Origin of the sequence: Bartonella sp. AD13SXNS, from assembly GCF_042196465.1 — a bacterium.
Classification (GTDB): Bacteria; Pseudomonadota; Alphaproteobacteria; order Rhizobiales; family Rhizobiaceae; genus Bartonella.
Genome location: NZ_JBHIQI010000117.1, coordinates 1 through 575 on the forward strand (window position 1 = coordinate 1; position 575 = coordinate 575).

Annotated in this window: 1 protein-coding gene; it reads left to right on the plus strand. The window is 47.7% G+C overall.

Going from position 1 to position 575, the window contains the following annotated elements; all coding sequences use genetic code 11:
- Positions 1–50 precede the first annotated feature (50 nt).
- A partial coding sequence (locus tag ACFIMQ_RS09715; protein ID WP_375703962.1) for a sulfatase-like hydrolase/transferase occupies positions 51–575 on the plus strand: 525 nt, incomplete at its 3' end.

The window sequence follows — 575 nt, forward strand, 5'->3', positions numbered from 1 at the left end:
GAAAGGCTCACTGGGCCTCCACAGGTACTCCAGGAGCCTCTCCTCATAATATGGGATTCTGTGTCAATATCGCTGGAAGCGTGAACGGAATGCCCCGTTCATATCAGAGCAAGGACCATTATGGAAACACTCCGGAGAAATGGAATTATCTGGCTGTGCAGAATATGGCCCATTGGTATGATACGGACACTCATCTTACCGAAGCCCTTACCGTGGATGCACTCAAGACTCTTGACTATCCGATAGAAAACGGTATACCTTTCTATCTGTATATGGCTCATTATTCGAATCACACTCCGATCCAGGCTGATGACCGTTTCTATCAGAAGTATATCGATATGGGCCTTGACGAAGGGCAGGCAAGATATGCTTCCATGGTGGAAGGCATGGACAAGAGCCTGGGTGACATACTCGATTATCTGGAAGATAAGGGCGTGGCTGACAATACCATCATCATCTTCATGACGGATAACGGCGGCAACAGTGAGAATAAGCAGAAAGGTGGTGAGCGCTTCACCCATAATGCGCCGTTGAGGAATGGAAAAGGATCAGTATATGAAGGAGGCATAAGGGTT